Origin of the sequence: Pantoea sp. LS15 (assembly GCF_012241585.1) — a bacterium.
GTDB lineage: Bacteria > Pseudomonadota > Gammaproteobacteria > Enterobacterales > Enterobacteriaceae > Enterobacter.
Window position 1 is genome coordinate 1 of sequence record NZ_JAAVXA010000016.1, and the last position, 19,378, is coordinate 19,378.

Annotated in this window: 25 protein-coding genes and 3 pseudogenes; 4 read left to right on the forward strand and 24 right to left on the reverse strand. The window is 50.3% G+C overall.

The window, feature by feature from the left end; translation table 11 throughout:
* Window positions 1–31: 31 nt before the first annotated feature.
* The 7 genes and pseudogenes from HED65_RS19120 to HED65_RS19150 form a co-directional block, all read right to left on the reverse strand.
* A pseudogene (locus HED65_RS19120) lies at window positions 32–453 on the reverse strand (SOS response-associated peptidase family protein); the annotation flags it as partial.
* A gap of 927 nt (window positions 454–1,380) precedes the next feature.
* Window positions 1,381–2,274, reverse strand: coding sequence for an incFII family plasmid replication initiator RepA (gene repA, locus HED65_RS19125; RefSeq protein ID WP_114979753.1), 894 nt, complete (start codon window positions 2,272–2,274; stop codon window positions 1,381–1,383).
* Complete coding sequence (gene tap, locus HED65_RS19130) at window positions 2,255–2,326, reverse strand: RepA leader peptide Tap (RefSeq protein ID WP_114979840.1); 72 nt, start codon at window positions 2,324–2,326, stop codon at window positions 2,255–2,257. The genes repA (HED65_RS19125) and tap overlap by 20 nt, the downstream gene beginning before the upstream one ends.
* A 229-nt stretch (window positions 2,327–2,555) precedes the next feature.
* Window positions 2,556–2,816: a replication regulatory protein RepA gene (repA, locus tag HED65_RS19135; RefSeq protein ID WP_114979754.1), complete on the reverse strand. Its 261-nt coding sequence runs from the start codon at window positions 2,814–2,816 to the stop codon at window positions 2,556–2,558.
* Between the two features lie 147 nt (window positions 2,817–2,963).
* Window positions 2,964–3,500, reverse strand: coding sequence for a phospholipase D family nuclease (locus HED65_RS19140; protein ID WP_114979755.1), 537 nt, complete (start codon window positions 3,498–3,500; stop codon window positions 2,964–2,966).
* Complete coding sequence (locus tag HED65_RS19145) at window positions 3,500–4,291, reverse strand: DsbA family protein (protein WP_114979756.1); 792 nt, start codon at window positions 4,289–4,291, stop codon at window positions 3,500–3,502. The genes HED65_RS19140 and HED65_RS19145 overlap by 1 nt, the downstream gene beginning before the upstream one ends.
* A 118-nt stretch (window positions 4,292–4,409) precedes the next feature.
* A complete protein-coding gene (locus tag HED65_RS19150) occupies window positions 4,410–4,646 on the reverse strand; it encodes a ProQ/FINO family protein (RefSeq protein ID WP_223256838.1) in 237 nt (78 codons plus the stop codon).
* Window positions 4,647–4,674: 28 nt separating this feature from the next.
* Between HED65_RS19150 and HED65_RS19155 the strand changes: the two genes are divergently transcribed.
* Both HED65_RS19155 and HED65_RS22555 read left to right on the forward strand, forming a co-directional pair.
* Window positions 4,675–6,513, forward strand: coding sequence for a site-specific integrase (locus HED65_RS19155; RefSeq protein ID WP_168112411.1), 1,839 nt, complete (start codon window positions 4,675–4,677; stop codon window positions 6,511–6,513).
* Window positions 6,497–6,853, forward strand: coding sequence for a hypothetical protein (locus HED65_RS22555; protein ID WP_209313459.1), 357 nt, complete (start codon window positions 6,497–6,499; stop codon window positions 6,851–6,853). Before HED65_RS19155 ends, HED65_RS22555 begins: the two co-directional genes overlap by 17 nt.
* Before the next feature lie 15 nt (window positions 6,854–6,868).
* Here HED65_RS22555 and nucC read toward each other — a convergent pair whose 3' ends face one another.
* The 4 genes from nucC to HED65_RS19180 all read right to left on the reverse strand — a co-directional run bounded on the left by nucC (window position 6,869) and on the right by HED65_RS19180 (window position 10,174).
* On the reverse strand, window positions 6,869–7,594 hold the full coding sequence (nucC, locus tag HED65_RS19165; protein WP_072039935.1) for a CBASS effector endonuclease NucC: 726 nt from the start codon (window positions 7,592–7,594) through the stop codon (window positions 6,869–6,871).
* A 90-nt stretch (window positions 7,595–7,684) separates the two neighbouring features.
* Window positions 7,685–8,617, reverse strand: a complete 933-nt coding sequence (gene cap6 / locus HED65_RS19170) for a CBASS phage resistance system CD-NTase-associated protein Cap6 (protein WP_087760537.1) — start codon at window positions 8,615–8,617, stop codon at window positions 7,685–7,687.
* Window positions 8,614–9,132: a CBASS phage resistance system CD-NTase-associated protein Cap7 gene (gene cap7, locus HED65_RS19175; RefSeq protein ID WP_038992388.1), complete on the reverse strand. Its 519-nt coding sequence runs from the start codon at window positions 9,130–9,132 to the stop codon at window positions 8,614–8,616. Before cap7 ends, cap6 begins: the two co-directional genes overlap by 4 nt.
* Before the next feature lie 7 nt (window positions 9,133–9,139).
* Window positions 9,140–10,174, reverse strand: coding sequence for a CBASS oligonucleotide cyclase (locus HED65_RS19180; RefSeq protein WP_223256839.1), 1,035 nt, complete (start codon window positions 10,172–10,174; stop codon window positions 9,140–9,142).
* Between the two features lie 113 nt (window positions 10,175–10,287).
* Here HED65_RS19180 and HED65_RS19185 point away from each other — a divergent pair, with 113 nt between their 5' ends.
* Complete coding sequence (locus HED65_RS19185; protein WP_001515173.1) at window positions 10,288–10,611, forward strand: helix-turn-helix domain-containing protein; 324 nt, start codon at window positions 10,288–10,290, stop codon at window positions 10,609–10,611.
* 2 nt (window positions 10,612–10,613) lie between these two features.
* Window positions 10,614–11,480 carry an ImmA/IrrE family metallo-endopeptidase gene (locus tag HED65_RS19190; protein ID WP_038992114.1) on the forward strand — a complete coding sequence of 289 codons (867 nt, stop codon included), beginning with the start codon at window positions 10,614–10,616 and terminating at the stop codon, window positions 11,478–11,480.
* Window positions 11,481–11,598: 118 nt separating this feature from the next.
* On the opposite strand, the pseudogene HED65_RS19195 reads toward HED65_RS19190, so the two are convergent.
* The 13 genes and pseudogenes from HED65_RS19195 to ssb all read right to left on the reverse strand — a co-directional run.
* Window positions 11,599–11,922 (reverse strand): annotated as a pseudogene (locus tag HED65_RS19195) (N-6 DNA methylase); the annotation flags it as partial.
* Between the two features lie 154 nt (window positions 11,923–12,076).
* Window positions 12,077–12,343 (reverse strand): hypothetical protein, encoded by a 267-nt coding sequence (locus HED65_RS19200; protein WP_114979759.1) that lies wholly within the window; start codon window positions 12,341–12,343, stop codon window positions 12,077–12,079.
* Between the two features lie 84 nt (window positions 12,344–12,427).
* Window positions 12,428–12,775 carry a hypothetical protein gene (locus HED65_RS19205; RefSeq protein WP_114979760.1) on the reverse strand — a complete coding sequence of 116 codons (348 nt, stop codon included), beginning with the start codon at window positions 12,773–12,775 and terminating at the stop codon, window positions 12,428–12,430.
* Window positions 12,776–12,832: 57 nt separating this feature from the next.
* A complete protein-coding gene (locus HED65_RS19210) occupies window positions 12,833–13,228 on the reverse strand; it encodes an ammonia monooxygenase (protein ID WP_114979761.1) in 396 nt (131 codons plus the stop codon).
* 679 nt (window positions 13,229–13,907) lie between these two features.
* On the reverse strand, window positions 13,908–14,030 hold the full coding sequence (locus HED65_RS22770; RefSeq protein WP_223256846.1) for a type I toxin-antitoxin system Hok family toxin: 123 nt from the start codon (window positions 14,028–14,030) through the stop codon (window positions 13,908–13,910).
* Window positions 13,975–14,127 (reverse strand): annotated as a pseudogene (locus HED65_RS22775) (DUF5431 family protein); the annotation flags it as partial. The pseudogene HED65_RS22775 and the gene HED65_RS22770, both read right to left, overlap by 56 nt.
* A gap of 166 nt (window positions 14,128–14,293) precedes the next feature.
* Window positions 14,294–14,668 (reverse strand): hypothetical protein, encoded by a 375-nt coding sequence (locus tag HED65_RS19220; RefSeq protein ID WP_114979841.1) that lies wholly within the window; start codon window positions 14,666–14,668, stop codon window positions 14,294–14,296.
* A 56-nt stretch (window positions 14,669–14,724) separates the two neighbouring features.
* Window positions 14,725–15,051 carry a hypothetical protein gene (locus tag HED65_RS19225; RefSeq protein ID WP_045890688.1) on the reverse strand — a complete coding sequence of 109 codons (327 nt, stop codon included), beginning with the start codon at window positions 15,049–15,051 and terminating at the stop codon, window positions 14,725–14,727.
* A 2-nt stretch (window positions 15,052–15,053) separates the two neighbouring features.
* A complete protein-coding gene (locus HED65_RS19230) occupies window positions 15,054–15,776 on the reverse strand; it encodes a plasmid SOS inhibition protein A (protein WP_114979762.1) in 723 nt (240 codons plus the stop codon).
* The gene (gene psiB / locus HED65_RS19235; protein ID WP_114979763.1) at window positions 15,773–16,204 is read right to left on the reverse strand and encodes a conjugation system SOS inhibitor PsiB; all 432 of its coding nucleotides are present in this window, start codon (window positions 16,202–16,204) and stop codon (window positions 15,773–15,775) included. Before psiB ends, HED65_RS19230 begins: the two co-directional genes overlap by 4 nt.
* Window positions 16,205–16,248: 44 nt before the next feature.
* Window positions 16,249–18,303, reverse strand: a complete 2,055-nt coding sequence (locus HED65_RS19240) for a ParB/RepB/Spo0J family partition protein (RefSeq protein ID WP_114979764.1) — start codon at window positions 18,301–18,303, stop codon at window positions 16,249–16,251.
* A gap of 68 nt (window positions 18,304–18,371) precedes the next feature.
* Complete coding sequence (locus HED65_RS19245) at window positions 18,372–18,596, reverse strand: DUF905 domain-containing protein (RefSeq protein WP_223256847.1); 225 nt, start codon at window positions 18,594–18,596, stop codon at window positions 18,372–18,374.
* A gap of 162 nt (window positions 18,597–18,758) precedes the next feature.
* Window positions 18,759–19,268, reverse strand: coding sequence for a single-stranded DNA-binding protein (gene ssb, locus HED65_RS19250; protein ID WP_114979766.1), 510 nt, complete (start codon window positions 19,266–19,268; stop codon window positions 18,759–18,761).
* Between the last annotated feature and the right edge of the window lie 110 nt (window positions 19,269–19,378).

Genomic DNA, 19,378 nt, shown 5'->3' on the forward strand with positions numbered 1-19,378 from the left:
TTTACCATCGCAAAATCTTTGCAACAGTGCCTATAAAATAGGGTTGTTTCTTCTCGCCTTCCTTCTTCCACTCAAACCATCCATCAGCAAAACAGACAGCCTGGCCATGCAGCCACAGCGATTTGAACATTCTGCTCAATGCGGCCGTTTCCATCCTGGCATTTTTGGGGTTTGAGGTCCAATGGAACGAAAACGCACGCTAAGGATATATATTATTGATTTATAATAACTTATCAGTGGTGCCTTATCCCACAAACATGGCGCATATCCCCAGTGAACAGGATCGAGGTGCAGCTTTTCGTCACGTTCGCTCAGCAGTAATACCCTTGTACCCGGGGCAACGTTGTAGCGGCCGATTGGTAACGGGTCATAAGTAATATCCCGATCAGCTTCATCAGCAATCAGTGACAGGTAATCTTCGCGAGTCATCGACCGGGAAAAACGTCCACACATACACACTTCCTCTGGCCAGACTCAAAGTATAGATAATGCCGCGTCAGCGGCATGGAGGCGCCAGCTGAAGTTGAATGGAGTACGACAGGCAAATGGCGCCGGCGCCCGGCTTAGCCGGCTGCCGTTTTGATAGGTTCTGCCTGAACTATCCCCTTCCCTGCAAAGCTATACCCGCTAAAAACGTCACAGACGCTTCTGTACGCGGTCGGAGTGACCCAGCAAGGCGTTAGCCGCAGTCGGGGCGTATCTCCGCGTTAGCGCCGTTCAGGCGCTTACGAGCGTGTACTCAGGAACTCACCGCAGCTCCATTCACAGCGATGCAGAATCCTAGTTACAACATCCATTACTAAAAGCGATGTTGTTCCGGGCCTTCGGCCCGGGCGGCGGCGCTTTTCAGTGGTGGGGAGGGGCACGGGATATCAGAACGGCGCTGGTTTTCTGCCATAAGGGATTATTTGCATGTTGTAACTACTGAGCCCGGGGCCCGTCGCATGGCGACGGGAGGTACTTATGCTGTTTACGAACCGGCGCGACCGTCAGGTCGCTGCAAGGGCGGTCATTCTCCGGAGCCTGTCCACAGGTCAGGCGATGAACAGGTTATGTATTTATAAGAGAGAAAAACTATTTATTTAAAAGAAGTCAGGAGCAGGTTTTTAAAGGAGACCACGCACCCTGAAATAAGATCGCCTGGCGCTCTGTAAGCATAACGGCTGTAACCTTATGGAAACTTCCCTTGCAGTTACTTGTGGATAATTGAATTCAGCGACCGAATGTGGCACCAGCGATGAGATTTCTGGCCTTTCTGATGGCCGGGAGACATGGGATTTGGTGAGCAGTTCCGCCACTTAGTTCAGATAATAAGCAGCGACGGGATACAGACGAGCGAAACCCTCCGGCGCCAGCCGGAGGGTTTCGCACAGGAAGGGGTTATATGGGGACGGTGGCCAGCCGCGTGTAGTTGTTACCACGCGACATCACCATGCGCTCTTTCACTCGCCGCTCCAGTTCCCGCTTCATGGCGTCAAGACCACCGGTAAAGCGTCCGCTGGCGTATTCCCGCGTCAGCTGTTGTTTCACCAGGGTCACAATGTCCTTACGGGTTCTGTCCGAGTCACGACGTGCACGGGCGCGTTTCAGACCATGCTGTTTACGTTCGGACTGGTAGCTGCGGAACCGTTCGCGCACAAACCGCCAGGCCTTCGCTATCAGTTCGTCCATCTCCAGCGGTTTCAGGTCCTGTTTTTTACGCTGCTTATTTTCCCATTCAACGCGGCTGCGGCGGGCAGCCACCACGGCAACGTCAGAGACGTCGAGCGCGGAGAACAGGGCCGGCGTGAAGGTAATATCGGTCGGGATATTGCAGCCAATCTGCGGATCGTATTCGGTCTGGTAGGTAATCAGCCCCAGCTCCGCCAGAAACTTCAGTGCCCGTGTGGCACGGGTGATGGAAAGATTGCCGTTTTTCGACTCTGTGGCCAGACCGCACTCGATGGCCAGATTAGTAATGGAACGCTGGGCACGGTTGGCCAGAGGGTCATAGTGAAAGCACAGCCCCTGAAGCAGCGCATCGATGGCCCGACGGCGCAACAATGGCGGCATGCGATGACGCTTGCCAAGTGAGCGCACGAATGCCACATGAACGGAAAAATCAAAACGGGATGTGAAGCCTTCGGCTTTTGCCATCAGCTTACGGCAGAACGGCAGTGTCGCTTTCTCTTCATCGCTGCCTTTTTTCTTCGGCGCTACGAATTTAGGGAAAGGATTTTTTACCTGCCGGTAATGGGAGAACAGAGGCTGAGCGTCAGTCACACCTTCCCGCACTTATGTTGCACGGAAGGAGTGAGCACAGAAGGCCTTGAACTTTTCTGAGCATAAATCTATACTCCCCATCAGGTAGAACAATACCTGACAGATTTAGTAGGGCCCCGGTAATCTTCTAATCCGCCAAGAATGGAAAGATTATCGGGTTTTTTGCTTTTCTGGTTCCGGGTAAACACCACATCAGAACCAGCTCCCTGCCACCTTGCGGCGTGGCCAGCCAGCAATCTCTAAACGATCAGTAATCTAGCACTCATAGCCGCATGGTTCAAGAATGTGAATTTTTACCCCTCATTCTCACGGCGTTCTGCTTCAAGTTTAATCAGTTTTTCAATCATCTGCGCCTGTGTTATCCCATCTTGTTCCGCGAACTGGGCCAGTTTTTCTTTTAATGGGATCTGAATAAGCGCATGTATGGATTTGTGGGTATCACTGCGCCGGGCCAAAGATGCTTTCTGGCGTTCGTTCGCTGATACCGGATTTCCCTTCCGGTAAGGACGTTTTGGTTTTTGTGAGGAAGTAATTACATTTACGACCTGTGACATCTCTGCCTCCCCAAGTATCTTACTGAATACCTGAACAAAGATACTACAGGAACGGTGTATCAGCGAAGGCTAAATTACAAAATGAAAGATAGCGCTGTTGGCGCAACGCTACCTGTCAGGAAGGGAGGTTCCATCGTTTCTGCAAATTCAGTAGGTACTGTTCCAGTCTTTGCCCATCTCCCATCGGGACTGCCAGTGCTGCAGATACGTGCTGGCCAGTACCGGATAATCCCGGATAACCAGGGCATTCTCTGAGTTACTCTGTGCCCCTGCCCGGGTGTAGTTAAACGAACCGGTTTCCACATTCCGGTCATCCGTGATGATGACTTTGTCATGCATGATTTTAAACTGGCTCACCGTTCGAACGGGGATGCCGGCATTGACCAGCAGATCCATCGCGGCCGCACCTGCACTCCCCTTCTCCTTGTTGGCTTTCCAGTCCAGCACCACCCTGACATCCACCCCGCGTTGCTTTGCCTGTACGAGCGCACGCGAAACTTCCGGCGACGTGAAGCTGTACCCCATCAGCCGGATACGCTGTTGTGCGGAATTAATGGTGTCCAGCACCAGCTGCAGCGCCGAACCTTCCGGTGAAAAGCCCGCCTGTACGGTTGGCTGGGCAGCTGCACCGACAGATACAAATATTGAGACACCCAGAAGCCCCGACAGAATTGAACGTTTCATTATTTATTCCCCTGCGCGGTACTGATGGCCTGCTGAATATTCTCTGCCTCAGTCATACCGGCAAAGACCGTGGTGTTATTTAACGTGGCCCCCTTAACCGGCATAACAATAATACCCGGCGTACCGCTTAATCCTGCCGTGGTGGCAATATCGTTAATTTTTGTCAGCGTCACATTAATACTGTCTATCGTGTTCTGGCTGAACTGAACGTTATCTGAGACTTTTTCGATAACCTCTTTCGTCAGCCTGCCTTCATTCATTCCGGTACCGTAAATACCATTATGATATTTCAGATACGCATCAGCCCCCTTTTCCTTCCAGACCTGAAGACCGGTCTTCGCTGCCAGCAGCGAGGATGGCCAGCGACTGCCAAATACCGGCCATTCCATAAAGTAGTAGCGCACGTTCGCGTTTGCTTTCATGACCTTCTCCAGCTCCGGAGCCAGCCTGCTGCACCAGATGCACTGGTAGTCAAAAAACTCGACCACCATAACCGGACTGTCAGCGGGTCCCCAGGCGGGGATATTGTTGTCCTTCACGATCCTGGCCTGCTGGGCCAGGGCCGCCGATTTCAGTTCGCGGGTCTGTTTTTCCTGCTGCTCCTGCTGCAGCGTCTCACTCATCTGAATAAGCAGGTCCGGATGCGCACGCATATACTCCGCTGCAATTTCACCGATACGGGCCTCCTGTTCAGGGGTAAATACCGGCGTGGTGGCTCCGGCCTGTGAATAAGCCATATTAAATGTCAGCACAGTAATAGCCGATGCGATTAAAGCCGTTTTAAGCTTCATAAATATCCTTTTTAAAACCAGTGTGGTCGAAACGAATATTATCACCCCGCCAGCGTATTTAATGACGCCGGCAGGTATGAGAGGGATATACAGATAAAATTAAATTAAAAAGACGGGATTAAGCGATATCGTTCTGAATTCGGGCCTGCTGTCGGCGCTGTTTTTCCATCCGCAGCTGTGCATACTGCTCCTCATCAGGTGTAACTTTACTCACCGGATGGCCGGTTAAATCAAACCGATCTGCCCCGGCAACCATCGACGACAGATAGATATCTGAGCGCGTGATACGCTTCAGGCATTTAATGACCTGCTTATGGGACAACGGTATCCCGCGTTCGGCCATATCGGCAAACATGGCCTCCCATAACCTGGCTGGAAAAACAATGACCATCATATCGCAGAAAAATAGCTCACCCCAGCCTCAAATACCTGACGACACAGTAATATCGCGCATATTTATCAATGGGAAATGGGTTACATTAAGCATCTATATTAACGATGAATGGATCTTCAATGATGCACCAACCAATACCTGTAAATCGCGGCGGCATATACGTTTCACTGCAATCCCCGTATCTTTTCGACCAACCCTGAAATACATATCATGGCACTGGCTGTCTCATGGCCGCCCGGGTAAAATAAAACCACGTTCTGGAACAATAACAGCGTTTATATCGGAAATTACTGGATTTCTTAACTGGTTGACTTTCCAAAATATTCACACGCTTAATAAAGTTACTGTTGAACATTGTCTGGCCTGGGCTCGATATCTACAGCAGTATAAATGCATTAACACTGATGAACCATTGAAACCAGCAACGCTGTCCCGCCGACTCGCAGCCGTTGAAACGTTATTTGAACTGGGACAATTTTGCCCAGACAAAATGATTCCGCATCCCTGGCCCGGAACATCATCCCACAGACTGGCAAGAATGAATGACCTCGCGATGCAAAAAACTCCATTGATGCCAGATTCTGTATTCACCACCTTATTCCAGCATGCCTGGCATCGGGTGACCCAGGCCACTGAACTACTTCAGCATCGTGATGCCCTGCAACAGATCAGCAAAAATGTTGCACATAAAAGCCCGTCAACTCGTTCACTTGCCCGAAGTAATTGCCTGATAACAAGAGGATGGAAATCAGGGCCAAAGGCCCTGTATGAAGCTCTGACTTATCTCAGTACAGCCTGTTACATTATCATCGCAAGCCTCTCGGGGTGCAGGAATCATGAACTGGCATGGTTAAAAACAGGTGCGTGCTATAAGGTCAGACATGAAAACGGTGAGATACTTTGGTGGATGCGCTCCCGGTCAACAAAAACAGGGGAAGGACAGACGGAGTGGATGATCCCACCTGCAGCAGTCAAAGCAATCAAAGTGGCGGAAAAATTAGCACTTCCCCTCCATAAAGAGTTAGAAACTGAAATACGACGGAAAAAACTCATCAACCCGGATGATCCAGAGATTCAGGAGGCTGAACGCCACCTGAAAGTACTCTTTCCAGGGAAGCATCCTCATACAGGGGCAGTACGGACATTAAATGGCGGCCAATGGAATCTACGTCTGCGTTCTTTCTGCAAATATCATGGTATTACATGGGCTATCAGTACACACCAGTTTCGGCGAAAATTCGCCAACTATGCGGCGCAAAGTCAGTTTGGTGACCTTCGTTATCTTCGCGAACATTTTAAGCACTGGTCTGTTGATATGACATTACGATATGCAGTAAATGCTTCTCAGGAAATGACATTGCTTAGTGAGATAAAAGAGGATGTAGCAATAATAAAAACAACCCTGATTGACAAGTGGCTCCAGTCTGAAACGCCACTTGCAGGAGGCTATGGTGAGAGTCTGAAGCACTGGAGAAAAACCGATGCCTCCCACATTTTTCACAGTCATGAACATATGTTGCGATCAATTGCAGAAAGCATTGCAATACGCAGCAATGGTCATGCCTGGTGCACAGCAGATAACAGAAAATGTTCGGGTAATTTTTCGCAAAATATGTTGCGCTGTAGCGAATGTCAAAACGCTGTGATCGACTCTGCACATCTTTCCGTATACCAGAAACTATATGAAGACCTGAAAATATTACAGCGTAGTATTAAAAACCAGTCATCTCAGAAGCGAATATCCTCTGATATAACTCATTGTAAGAGAGTGATGCTATCCTTTGGTATTAATCTCAACGATGGAGACACCGATGAGCCACAAACATGAGCCAGCACATATTCGCCGTGAGAAATTCAGGAATATAATCAGGAGGTTTATGGTTTTGAAGAAACCTGTAAATATTTCTCGCGTAGCTCGGGAAGCGGGCGTTAGCACTTCATTGATTCACAACTACTATCCAGATATCGCAGATGAAATCAGGAGGATAGCAGATAATACCCCCCGGCGTTCTCGGGCAACATTACGTGAAAAGTTAAAGGATGCAAATGCCAAAAACAAAGTTTTACAGAATGAGATCCAACAACTTCAGCTTCGAATATCAAAGCTGGCAACCATCAATGAAATGCTGAATTACAATCTAAAAAATAAACTTTCTCGAAATAAATAAAAAACAAACCAGTACTCAGTTAGCTAACCATTTTCCATAGGCATCAATGTCAATCATTGGCACAGTGCCACTAAATTGAAGCTGTGCAATAAGTCTGAAAAGAAAAGCAGTAGCTGGCTTATTTCCTGGTTCAAAATTGAATTTTCCATCAATGTTATTGAAGTAAAAATGCCCATGTGATGCAACACAGCCCATATCAAGTCGTCCATCTGATAAATCCCCATTGAGAGCTTTGTCGAACGACACCCCCAATGCAGGACTCCAGTCACTTTCAAAAGTAAGTAACCCTCCCAAAATTGGAATGAGTGGTTTTGCTGGATATGTCCCGCCAGCATGCGGAATTGGAAGGCTGGTACGATGAAGTCTGCGAACACTTGCAACTTTTCGCTGTGCATAAGCAACAAGCTCTGCTGACGCTGATTGCTTCGCTTCAAAAACCGCATAGACACTTTCTGCTGGAACAATTATTTGATCATTAAATTTAAAAATAAATGGTGAGTACTGCCTGTCAAAAACGACCACATCAATCTGATCACTAAAATTACCCAAACTATCAACTACAAAAGCATTAGCTGCCTGGTAGCGTTTGGGAAGATATGTATCGAGCATTTCAATCCATACTCCTTCACTGGCATCCCCTTTAGCCCCTGGATGATGGAAAGCTTTACGTGCAGTTCCCAGTCGAAGTTGAATGTCTTCATGTAACGAAGCAAATAGTTGAGAAAGTGACCAATCTGACATAATAGATTCCTTTATTCAGTAATACTCATACGTTGCATAATTATGCATGGCCCATAATACTATTTATGGGCATTTATCTTTACTATATTATTAGCGGTCAATAAATGCAGGTGTTGGTGTCATTTTATTGACTACCTGCAGTGCTGAATGGAGTGACACTGCGCTATATGGATAGGCTGCAAGAATTATTGATGGAATTAGCCGCTGGGTAATATCTGAGAAAGTAAATCCCGGCGAATTCGTGTCCCTTGGACCGGTTAACCTGACTAATTCTTCTATCGCCGTAGAATTTAATCCCAACCCCGTAAGTTTTGAACGCAACAAATAGTCTCGTTGTTCATCATTTGGCCGGGAGAAAGTCAAAACTTCAGCAGCACGACGCTGGACGGCCGGATCGAGAGCTTTCAGCCGGTTAGTACACATAAGAACTGCCGCTGGTAGTTTCTGATTGGCGATCCGGTCTATTCCGCGAATAAAAGCGTTTACACCAGCACGATCCTCATGGTGCATCTGAGCATTTTCCCGGGATTGAGCCAATGCATCAGCTTCATCAATCAACAGCAAAACCGCACCACGAGCTTTTCCATTCGTGTTTTTTAATTTATCTGCAGCCTCAATGGTGTAATCAAATGCAGCTGAAACCAGCTGAGTCATTTCGCCAACTCTACCCTGCCCTCGGGTAGCAAGGCTCAAAGGATACAACGTAATATCAATATCTTCCTGCCGGGCAACAGCATCACCAATGGTTTCCGCCAGTTCTGTTTTACCTGAGCCCACATCCCCAGCCAATACAACTAAAGGTGGCCGTCTGAGTACTGTATCAACAGCCGCACGAGCATCTGGATGATATTTTTTGGCCCATTCCTGAATCCCATAAGGGTTTACAAGCAAACCTAATATTTTGGATAATCGATCTTTGTGCTCATCAAGACCAACTAAACGAGCCAGACGCTCCTGAGGCTCAAAGTCAGGGAAGTTAATACGCCGCTCAAACAATTCATCAAGTGATGGTTTTACGTTCATACATAATTCCTTACGCTAGTGCGAGTGAGGGAGCGACCACCGGCCGAATAAGTCTTATCATTTTCGAGGTAGCCATTAATCCCTGGAGACTGGGCACCAACCCGTTTGAATGGTAGATCTTTCAAAGCAGTATCTTTTTCCGATTGAGTAGCATTCAGATATTTCGAGCTATAAGTCATAAAACTGTAGAAGGATGCACCCGATACATCTTTTCCTGGGCGGATTTTTCCAGGATCGTCATCTGTTCCTGAACCAAGCAAGTCACCTGCAGTATATCGAAGGGTCGGCTCGATCCAGTTATTATTTTTCTGAAAACCATAAGAGACCTCCCCCAAATAACCAGCCTTAAGAAACACAACCAATTCTTCTTCGTATGCTTCAATGTCGGCATCACTGGGGTAACCATAAAAACGCTGCATCCGCCGCAAGTCAGTTGCAACTTTAGCAGCCATGTGACGAGCGTGGGTTACGCTGAAAGTTTGTGTCTCTGCTACCGTATAACTATAAGAAGACATAATGATTTCACCCCTGGAATGAAGAACCGAAAACTTTCTGCCAATAGGTTACGGTTAATTGCTTGGTTGGTGCATAGAATGCAGCATCAATAGCGTCACCGGCATCCATTGCGGCGTCAATGATGGCGTCCACATTAGACTGCGTATATAAACGAGCAACATTATTTACAGGATTAACGGGATCAATAATCTGCACTAAGTCTGACAACTTGCCTATTTTTGACGCAGGATAATTATCCTCGAAGACAATGCGTTCGCGTAATTCAGTGCTCACCAGATAGGTAAAAAATGCCTGTAAAGCTTCCGGATAATTCGAGAAATCCACACCATTATCCAGTAATTTTGCAAGAATCAATTCAATCATGAACGATTTAAAGCGAAAATTCGGTCGCTCTTGCTTCATTAAACGAGCCCAATATTTCGCTAAACGGACAACCTGAGCAAAATGCTTCGGGGCAGCACGCTTGCGGGCTTTAATGAAATCAAGGTGCAGAGGAATACTGGTTTCAAGGAACGAGCCATCTTCCTGGCTTATCAAATGACCTCGCCAGTCAGGTAACCCCGAATACAATACAGGGACAATATCGACATCTAAGCCAGAGCCCCGGAAGGAAACCGTTACAGAGTATGTCTGGGGTTTAACCTGATCAGGACTAAAGTTAGGAAATGCTTTACGCAATCTATCAGCAAGATAGTCAAGTAACTCACGTAAATCCTGTGGTGCATCAGAGCCGCTGATATACACAGCCACATCAATATCGTTTAACGAGCGAAGAGCAGTCCCTTTAGCCAGACTACCTGATGGAATCATTCGCTTTAATGAAAAGTCAGGATGATCGGAAAGATACCCTTCCAGTTTGTTCTGTAACCGCTTGGCCTGTTCCCTGAATTCATCAGCCTTTGCTTTTGGAAGATTTACCTTATCCTCGGCAAATCGCGCTATAGTTTTATGGTCGACATGTTCTGTTGACATCTCAGCCTCACTAGAAGTCTTCACTCTATCCAAGCCGGACGACATGTCATGTTCATCTTCGTCGGCCATAAAGTTCGGTATAGCGAACTTTTTATAAGAATGAGTGCATTTTTCATACTTGTCAAACTTTTTGTTCGGAATAGTGGTACAATGATGAAAGAGATAAATGAGGAGATGTAGAAATGGCAACCCGTCTTGGCGAAAAACTTCGCGATTTGCGTAAACAGCGTGGATTAACACTGGAAAAACTCGCTGACATGGCTGGACTGAGTAAAAGCTATCTATGGGAGCTGGAAAATCGCGAGTCTCAACGTCCTTCGGCAGAAAAGCTCACAGCCCTGGCAGATGCACTGGGAGTTGGGACTAGTTTCTTTTTAGAAGATGATCTTCGAGAACCGGAAGAAAGACATCTTGATGATGCTTTCTTTCGAGGCTATAAAAACCTTGAACCTGAGGCTAAAGCACAGTTAAGAAAAATATTGGACACCTTTAAAAAGGACTTTTAGTTATGCCAGAAAAAGAGATATGGACGCCTCAAAAAGCAGCTATTCGGCTAACAAAAATTTGCGATACTTTCAGTGAGATTCACGGCACAGAACGATTTCCTGTTAACGTTGGTGAGTTGTCTCTGGGGGCAGCAGAGTTATTCCAATGGGCTGACCCTATAGTAAAAATAGAACCCGTTGACATCAAAGGATTTGATGGTGCATTAATTGCCAATGAAGCCCGCAGCCGTTGGATGCTACTTTATAATAATGGCTTAACGTCCCCGGGGAGAATTCGATTCACTCAGGCACATGAACTGGGACATTACATACTTCATCGTCTAAATCGTGATGAGTTCAGATGTAGCAGTGATGATATGCTATCCTGGGAAGATAAAAATATTGAATCAGAAGCAGATTTATTTGCTTCTTACTTACTGATGCCATTCAATGACTTCCGGAAACAGTTGACGCCAGACATTGATATTGAAGTATTACGTCTGTATGCGATCCGTTATGGGGTATCGCTGACAGCAGCTACATTGAAATGGCTTGAATGTACTGAAGAAAATGCTGTATTCATTTTATCTCGTGACGGGTACATGAAATGGGCCTTTTCCAGCCCCGCGGCTCGCCGTAACGGAGCCTTCTTTCGCACACAACGCAAGGTTGTAAGTATCCCGGAAGGATCGCTTGCTGCAAACCAGAACATTTCAATGGAAAGAGCAGGAATGAAGATCCCTGCATCAATTTGGTTCCCTCATGCAGATAAAGACGCTTCAGTTCGTGAAATGAAAATACAATCAGAGCAATATGAATATGTCATCACCCTTCTAATCCTTTCCCGAAAAACAACTGTATGGCCTCCCTTTCATGGGGAAGATGCGTAAAGATCTTTTTCATATAAAGTGGCATGCATGTTTAGCAAGAAAAATAATTAGTTGAAATCGTCAGTATAACCAATTGATATTACTAAATTTAAAAAGACATAACAGTTAACATGGGCCCATAAGGGGTAAAGTACTGCCCGTTCCGGTCGTCGCCCAGCTCCAGTTCCATGAAGATCGCACCGAGAAAATCATGAAATTTCGCCTCCAGTGCGCAGACCATCAAGCAGAAAAGCTCATGCAGGTTTTTGATATCGCTGTCACCGTATTTTGCGCAAATCTCGCGGCTGCTTTCCATGTTCTCCGGCGTTCTGATCCGCGCGAGGTCGAGTTCACTGGCAGCCAGCGTGATAAAGTCGCTGAACACCTCCCAGCGGCGAAGGTTGCGGGCAGTATCCCTGAACACGCGGATAAACTGGCGACGGGCTTCGTCAATGGTCAGCATCCGGTGCGGCTTGATCTGCGCGTTTACGGCGGGCAACACGGGTTTAGCGGGCCTGGCTGGCGCGGCCACTTTCGCCTGATCAAAGAAGCTGGCAAAACTGAGTTGAGACATAGTTCCCCCTTTAAAGGCCGCCCCCTAAGGAGCGGCCCGGTTATCAGTTAAATGCCCGCTTCATTTCGAGCGCACGTAACACCTGCCCCCACTCGCTCCCGCGCATGGCTGGAATGCGAACGGCACGCCCTTTCTTCCGGCAGTGCGCAATGTGACGACCCAGCGCCCGCATTTCGGTGCTGATTTCGTCACGGTCGATATCACTGCGTTTAATGCGCACCTGTTTTTTAAGCGGCTGATTTTCCGCCTCGCGGATCTGGACATACAGGGCGGTCGGTGTGACAATTGAAACTGCACTGAAGTGATTCATTCTTGACTCCTTTAGTTAAGGCCGGATTCATCGTTTTGCGGCGTACAAATCCGGCGGGAAATGGCAGACGAAAGTCTGCCTTTTTCATTTACGGAACAGACCAAACGCCTCTTTAATGCGCGTCTTGATTTGTTCGTGGTTCAGATGGCACACATCCCGCAGACGGAAATAGCGCGCTCCGGTACGGGCATAAATTTCAGTGACTTCTCCGCAGGTCATTTCCGCCATCATGAACGTTTCCCACTCGCCGTTTTCACTTGTTGACCAGTTCAGCGGATACATCAGCCCCAGCGCGTCATGAAAGGCGTGCACGTCGATTTCAGCGGGTTTTGTTACGGCCTGCGCCTGACGTTGTAGCCAGTACGCACGCTCCGCTTCGGCAGTCGCGTGCATCCCCAGCAGGGTGGAGGATTCGGTCAGGTGTAAGTACATGGTTTTCTCCTTCTGTGATTGATGGCGGCACCCTCTGCCGCCGTGAGTAGTGCGTGTTTACTCTGCCAGCATGGCACGTTCAAAAATCATGCAGTCCTTAAGGCTCTTGTCTGCATACGCCCATGCTTCCTGGCCTGTTTCGCCATACAACCGGGCGGCATATGCTTTAGCCTGTAACCAGGGCTGAACAACATGAAATGACAGCAGAGGCTTTTCGCGCATCCAGTCGAGAACTCCCTCATACCAGACGTTTTTACTCATGGCACACAGGATGTTGCAGACTTCCTCAGCCTCTTCATGCTCGACCATCTGAATATCTTTAATCCCGCAAAGCTCGGCCAGATACGACTGTTGCTCCGCGATAACACAGGCCAGACGCGCTTTCGGGTCTGAACCCCATCTTTTGGAAGATTCTTTGGTGGCGGTTTTGACGTTGACGTTCTGTGTGTTCATTCTGCTTTTCCTCTTGTCTGGTGATTAATCCATCTCTCGGTGAGTTCCCTGGCGGCAAAGGGCAAAGGAGCGACGGCGGGGCGGCAGGAGAAGGGCGGAGACAAAAGTTTTTGCGGTCCTTAGCAAAAACTTTTGGCGGAGTGCATTTCACCCTTCGGATGACGACACGACGGTGCTACGACAAGCCCTCCGCCCGGGGACTTAACGGGAGATGGCTCACCAGAAACACAGGAAGAGAATGAACACACCCGACACGACGAAACGGCGTGGCGCCCCCGGAGTGCCGGCAGCTTTATCGCCGGCACGGTGAAAGCGGCGCGACCGGAACGGTCGCAGCAAGCGCTGCCTTTGACCTTGACCTCAGACATCAGACACTAGCCGTCAGGCCCGAAACCGCTTGCGGGTTCGGCGGAGACCGGCGGGTGCGAAGCAGCTGCCCTGGCGGAGTGTGGCTCGACGACTGGACAGCGCAGCTGGCCGGGAGCCGAAGGGGTCCATAGCCCTGTCCCTCAGGTTTATGGTTTTACAACTCATGAGGGAGCTGCGGGGCAGCGCCGGATGCGCGTCAGGCAGGAAAAAGGGGCTACCGGCGAACCGGCAACCCCTTCATAAAGGCGCTTCAGGCATGTCAGAGCAACTCAGCTCCTGAAAAGGCGGGGTTTCCCCCGCCTCCAGGTTGCTACTTACCGTTGGATTCGTAAGCCAGGCTTGCCGCGACCTCCCTGTCCCCGTCCTTTAGCCGGAGTTCGCATAAGCGGTTCCGGGTCAGGCACGTGAATATTAAGAGCGTTATACACACGATTAATACGCACCAGATAAGGGCGTTTCGCGGCAGTTTCATGGTTTACTCCTCCTTGCAAATTGCACGGTAAGAGGCCATACTGTTGTTGTTGAGACATACAGGGGCCTCGGGTTAATTGAAAAATTACTCGGGGCTTTCTGCTTTCTGCCACACAACACGGTAACAAACCACCTTAACGTCATGAGGCAAAAAGCCTCAAGCGCCACGTCGATTATACCGGGCAGGTGCTATTTCTTACCAGGTATATCCACGCTTTATGCTGCTTAACGCCTGAAATATCTCACATATCCCCATGCCGCGATCAGTACGCCCGTGACCAGCGCAAGATTGGGCAAAATCACGCCCCCGGCACTTACAAATACGGCATCAGAATTACCTTGCCCCCAGAATGCCAGCTTGTACCCAACACCCCAGATAAAGAAGATAAACCCGGCACTCAGAACGCCGAATTCCATTACTCTGAGCAGGACTTTATCGAACCAGCCAGGCGGATCACGCCATGTGATAACCATCGCTATCAGACTGCAGATGAACAGCCCTGCATAATAGCCTGTCGAGCCTTCCCATTCTGGCGCAGCATGCCTGACGATTAAAAAGAACAGCGCATACAGTAATATAACGAGCAAACAGTACCTCATATTCCCGCTTACCTTGTATTTTGCCATCTGAGCAGGCAGACAGCATTGTATCTGATTCATCGGGCGGACTTGCCATTGAAATATGCCGGACGTGCAGCCAGCTCACGCTCGATTAACTCATCGGCAAACAAAGGGGCAACGCGATTAATTCGTGCCTGCATGTTGCGCCTTCTCACCGCTGCTTTCCGTTCATCGCTCCAGCGCTGGATCTGTTTCTGACCGAGAAAATCCACGCATACAGCGTAACCTGAGCCAGCTACCCAGCGTGACATTACCTCTTCAGGTGCCGCCTGCCCTGCCTCCACGACAACTGAAACCAGCTCCAGTGGACCAGGGCAGGGCTTGTGTGGCAATTTCCAGCGCAGTGAATATCGCCATTTCATGATTATCTCCTGCAGGTCAGTTTGTTGGGTACCAGCCAGCGTTCACGTTCCAGAATATGCGCAGCCGATCCCCTGACAACAAAGCTGATTTCGTGCATAACCTCGTACAACGGGGCATCACTGCAGCGCAGCCAGACAAGCTCGCTGAGTGAGGCGAATCGCGTCTGCCAGTGCCAGAACGCCGGTTCCAGCTCACTCGCGTCAAACTCGTCGGCCCACCGGCGATACCAGCTGAGAACGGTCTCCGGCGACTGGAAATTCAGCTCCGTCACCGCCTGCCCCAGCAGATTCTGCCGCAGTTTCCAGCCCTTCTCTTCCAGTCTGCCTTCCCGTCGCATTTTGCGGCTGAAGGCAATATCCTCACGTTGCTTCCTCCGTTCTGTCCGGGTATGCCGGACTTCCGGAAACAACTCTGCCTGCACATCCATATCCAGTGGCAGAGGGCATTTCTCACCGTGGCTTTCGATGAGGATATCGAGCGCTTCCTCCACCTGTTTCAGGCTGGACAGGCGGTTTTTGGGATCGCGGTTAAGCCCCGGAATAGACTGCGCCACTGTGCTGTTGATGCGACTGCAGCCTGTCAGCAGCCGCAGAAAGGTCCGGACATGTGGCATTGATGGCAGACGGGAACCGCGCTGGCGTGCTTCCTCCACGGACATAATGGCCTGCTGCGCAGCCTGACGCGCGGGCTTCAGGGTGACAAGGGCATGGGATGACGGGATCATTTCGCACCCTCCTGTGCCAGCGTGCTGATAATGCTGGCAAATGAGTATCCATCTGAATCGAGACACGCAATCAGTGCCAGCGTATGCGTGATCAGTTCCGGGTTAAAGCTGTCCATTGCGCGAACAACAGAGAACGGCTGGCCGCCACGGGTGACAAAAATCACCATCCAGCGGGGGCTCAGTTCACCGGGGCTGCATACCGCCACATCAAAATGGCCGTGCGACGGAGAAAAACGGATCTGTACCGGGAAAAAGCCACCAAACTCACTCCGGTATTCCGCGTTCGCCGACCATCCGGATGGCGACGGCAGATCGCGCATTACGGCATGGCTCAGCACCCGGCGGAAGTCTTCCCCGGCAGCGCGATAGTCTTCCATCTCATCGGCTGACATGGTTTTCAGAACATCAACGTTCAGGACAGTGTTCATTTACAGTCTCCTTTTAGCCGCCCCCGCAGGGGCGGCTTCCGTTATCAGGCAGCGCGTGCCGGGTTGTTTTCAGGGGCAGATTCAGACACAACGTCGGATTCAGGCTGGTCCGGAGCCAGACTCAGTTCAGGTTTACCGGACAACTGCTTCTCGTTGTCGGCGCAGGTCATCCACTCGGGGATCCAGCGGACCTGCGTCAGGAAGTGCTCTGCGTGTTCAGCCGCATCCTTTTTCTTCATCTTCGCAGCATCGAGTGCGGCGCCAGTCAGTCCGGCCTGAGAGATGGACTGCACAATGTGTGGCTGCGTCATATGTGAGAAGAGATTGTCTGCTGTCGGTTTCCACCAGTCGCGCAGGTCAAAGTGAATAGCCGTTTCCAGCAGGTTCAGCGGGCTTTGATGTTTCCGGCCGAATTCATCTTTTTTCTGGACGCCGTCAATGGAGCAGGCCGTGCAGAACGTCATCAGCTCCATCAGGGTTTTGCCATCAAGCGAAAAGAAGGCCGTCATATCCTTACGCCAGTTTTCGGGCAGCAGGGCTTCAAGGCGTTCTTTCTCCGCCTGGATGGCCTGAAATGCGATACTGTTTTCACCGTCCGGCGCTTCCCGGGTCAGCGCGTAATGCGACACGCTCACGGTAATGCAGAACGGCTCTTTGACGGACGTCGTGGTATGGAAAACCGAGTTACACATTTTCCAGACCATCAGCGCGACGGCTTTCTGCGGCTGCTGCAACAGAGCCGCCTGAACCGCCAGTGTGCGTTCAGAAGAAAGGCGCGTCAGCAGCGGGACACTGACCGCGTCCAGCGGATCGACTTTTTCAGGTTTCTGTCCGGTAGAAGCCTCTTTCTCTTTTATTTTTTCATCGGCACACAGTACAACGCCACGCTGCACCGTCACTTCCTGACCGTTCCAGGAAACCACCACACCGGAGGTCTGCTTATCCTCCTCCGTCCATGCCCGGTGTTTTGCCCGGTGCCCGATGGTCTGCTGTTCTTCCCAGACTGCCTCCAGAGCCTCTGACCTGACGTCATCACACACGCCGGGATTCTCGTCTTCGTACTGCGCTTCCAGCGTTTCCAGCGCCGCAAGACGTTCTGATTCTGTCCCGGAATATTCAACAGGAGGAACAGACTGCAGACGCCAGATTTTAGTGTCCTTCCCGTAGTGAGAAATCGGGTCAAGACGACCATCACACCATGACCAGCCTTCTGCTTCGCGGAGGTGCTCCGCGATGTTCTGTAGTTTTTCCAGCAGGGCGGTATCGAGAGAAGCACTTTTTACAAACCCGCCCGTTTCGCTGATGAACAGGTCAACACGGATCTCTTCAGGACTGAACGCGGCTTCTCCCACAAAGCGGAATTTGTTGCCCGTAGTGGAGACATCTTCGGTGGTAATCAGGTCACGGATCGTGGTAACCGATGGTTCGTTATTCCATCCACGCTGGCGCGCGTTCGCCAGCACTTCGACCTGCCGGGTCTGATCGTTTTCCAGTGCCAGCGCCTGGCAGTGTTCGGTGGTGATCTCATCCTTCGCCAGCGCCTCCAGAATTTCGGGAGCCAGTTCGGTCAGCTTCAGCATGCGCTGAACATGGCGGGTACCGAACCCCAGTAAATCGCCAATCTGTGCGGGGGTTTTCCCCTGCTCTGCCAGTGTGCGGAACCCGGCGATCTGTTCAGACGGGTGCATGGCCATCTGCTGTTCGTTCTCTGCCATTGATGCGGCAACAGCCAGTTCATCAGGCACCTTTTTCACCATCACCAGATATCCGGTATCGATACGGTTCTCATCCTGCAGCAATTGCAGGGCTTTCAGGCGACGACCACCTGCAGCCACACCACACAACCCGTCAGGGAGAGAATGAACGACCAGATTCTGCAACAGGCCAAGCGCGTCAATAGAGTCTGCCATTGAGCGTACTTTCTCCACCGGATAAGGGATGGTCCTGACGTTCAGGGGCGATTTCACCAGTGCCGTCACCGGGACATACTCAATCGGTGCGGCATCGAGGGCCGCTTTCAGCGCTTCGGCTTCAGCAGCTTTAAGGGATTTTTTGCTGGTCTTCGGAGCAGTTTTTAACTTAGACTCAGTTACAGACATGATTGATACCTCTTAGTGTTGATGAATGTCTGCCGGACAGCCCTTCTGTCCGGCTTTTTTCTTACTGTTTACTGCTGTTTTCGGGTGCCGTAGCCGGAGATATAGCGGTTCAGCCAGTACCCGGCCCCGGCTTCAAAATTCCAGGCACGCCAGATCATTTCCCCCTCGCGGCGCACAACCAGACGAAAATGCGTACCCTGATCGTCCTCGATAAACACGTTGGTATAGAACGCCACAACGCCATCAGCGTCCTGACGGGTGAATTCCCCGTCCGGTAGCTCCGGGGCAGTGATGACGGGTGATACCGCGTTCGCGTTAAGCAGAGCGGCCAGTTCAAGTTCTTCCGCTGTCGGCTCCCGCTGACGTTCTGGCTGGTTCAAAAAATCTTTCAGAGACTTGCTCATAAACAGTTCCTTATCAGGGCCCTGCCACCGCAGGGCCGGACAAACGGGTTATCAGTACGGGGCATCGTCATCCATAGGCAAATTCGACGGCGGTGGTGTCGTCCGGCTTTTACGTGCTTTTTTCGCCGGAGAAGTGGGTGCCGGAGACTGAGCGGGAGCAGCAGGTTCAGAGGACTGCGGCACGGCTGGCTGCGACACTGGCACGTTGTCACGGCGTCCACCCAGCATCTGCATGGTGCCGTTGTTATTCACCAGAATTTCGGTGACATAACGGGTGACATTCTGTTCATCCTGCCAGGTGCGGGTACGCAACTGCCCCTCGATATACACCTGTGTGCCTTTACGCAGATATTCCCCGGCGATTTCGGCGAGCTTGCCGAACAGCACCACGCGGTGCCATTCCGTATTTTCCTTTTGCTCCCCGGTGGATTTGTCGGTCCACGTCTCGGACGTTGCCAGGTTCATATTCGCTACTGCGCCCCCGGAAGGGAGATACCGCACCTCGGGATCCTGTCCAAGATGACCAACCAGAATGACTTTATTGACGCCGCGTGCTGCCATGATGAATCTCCTTAATCCGTTGTTTTGCCTTTTAAAACCATCACCCGTTGAGTTGCCGGGGCCGCGGTTTTGACGTTTTGCGGGGACCTGCTGAACCTGCCCCCTGGTTG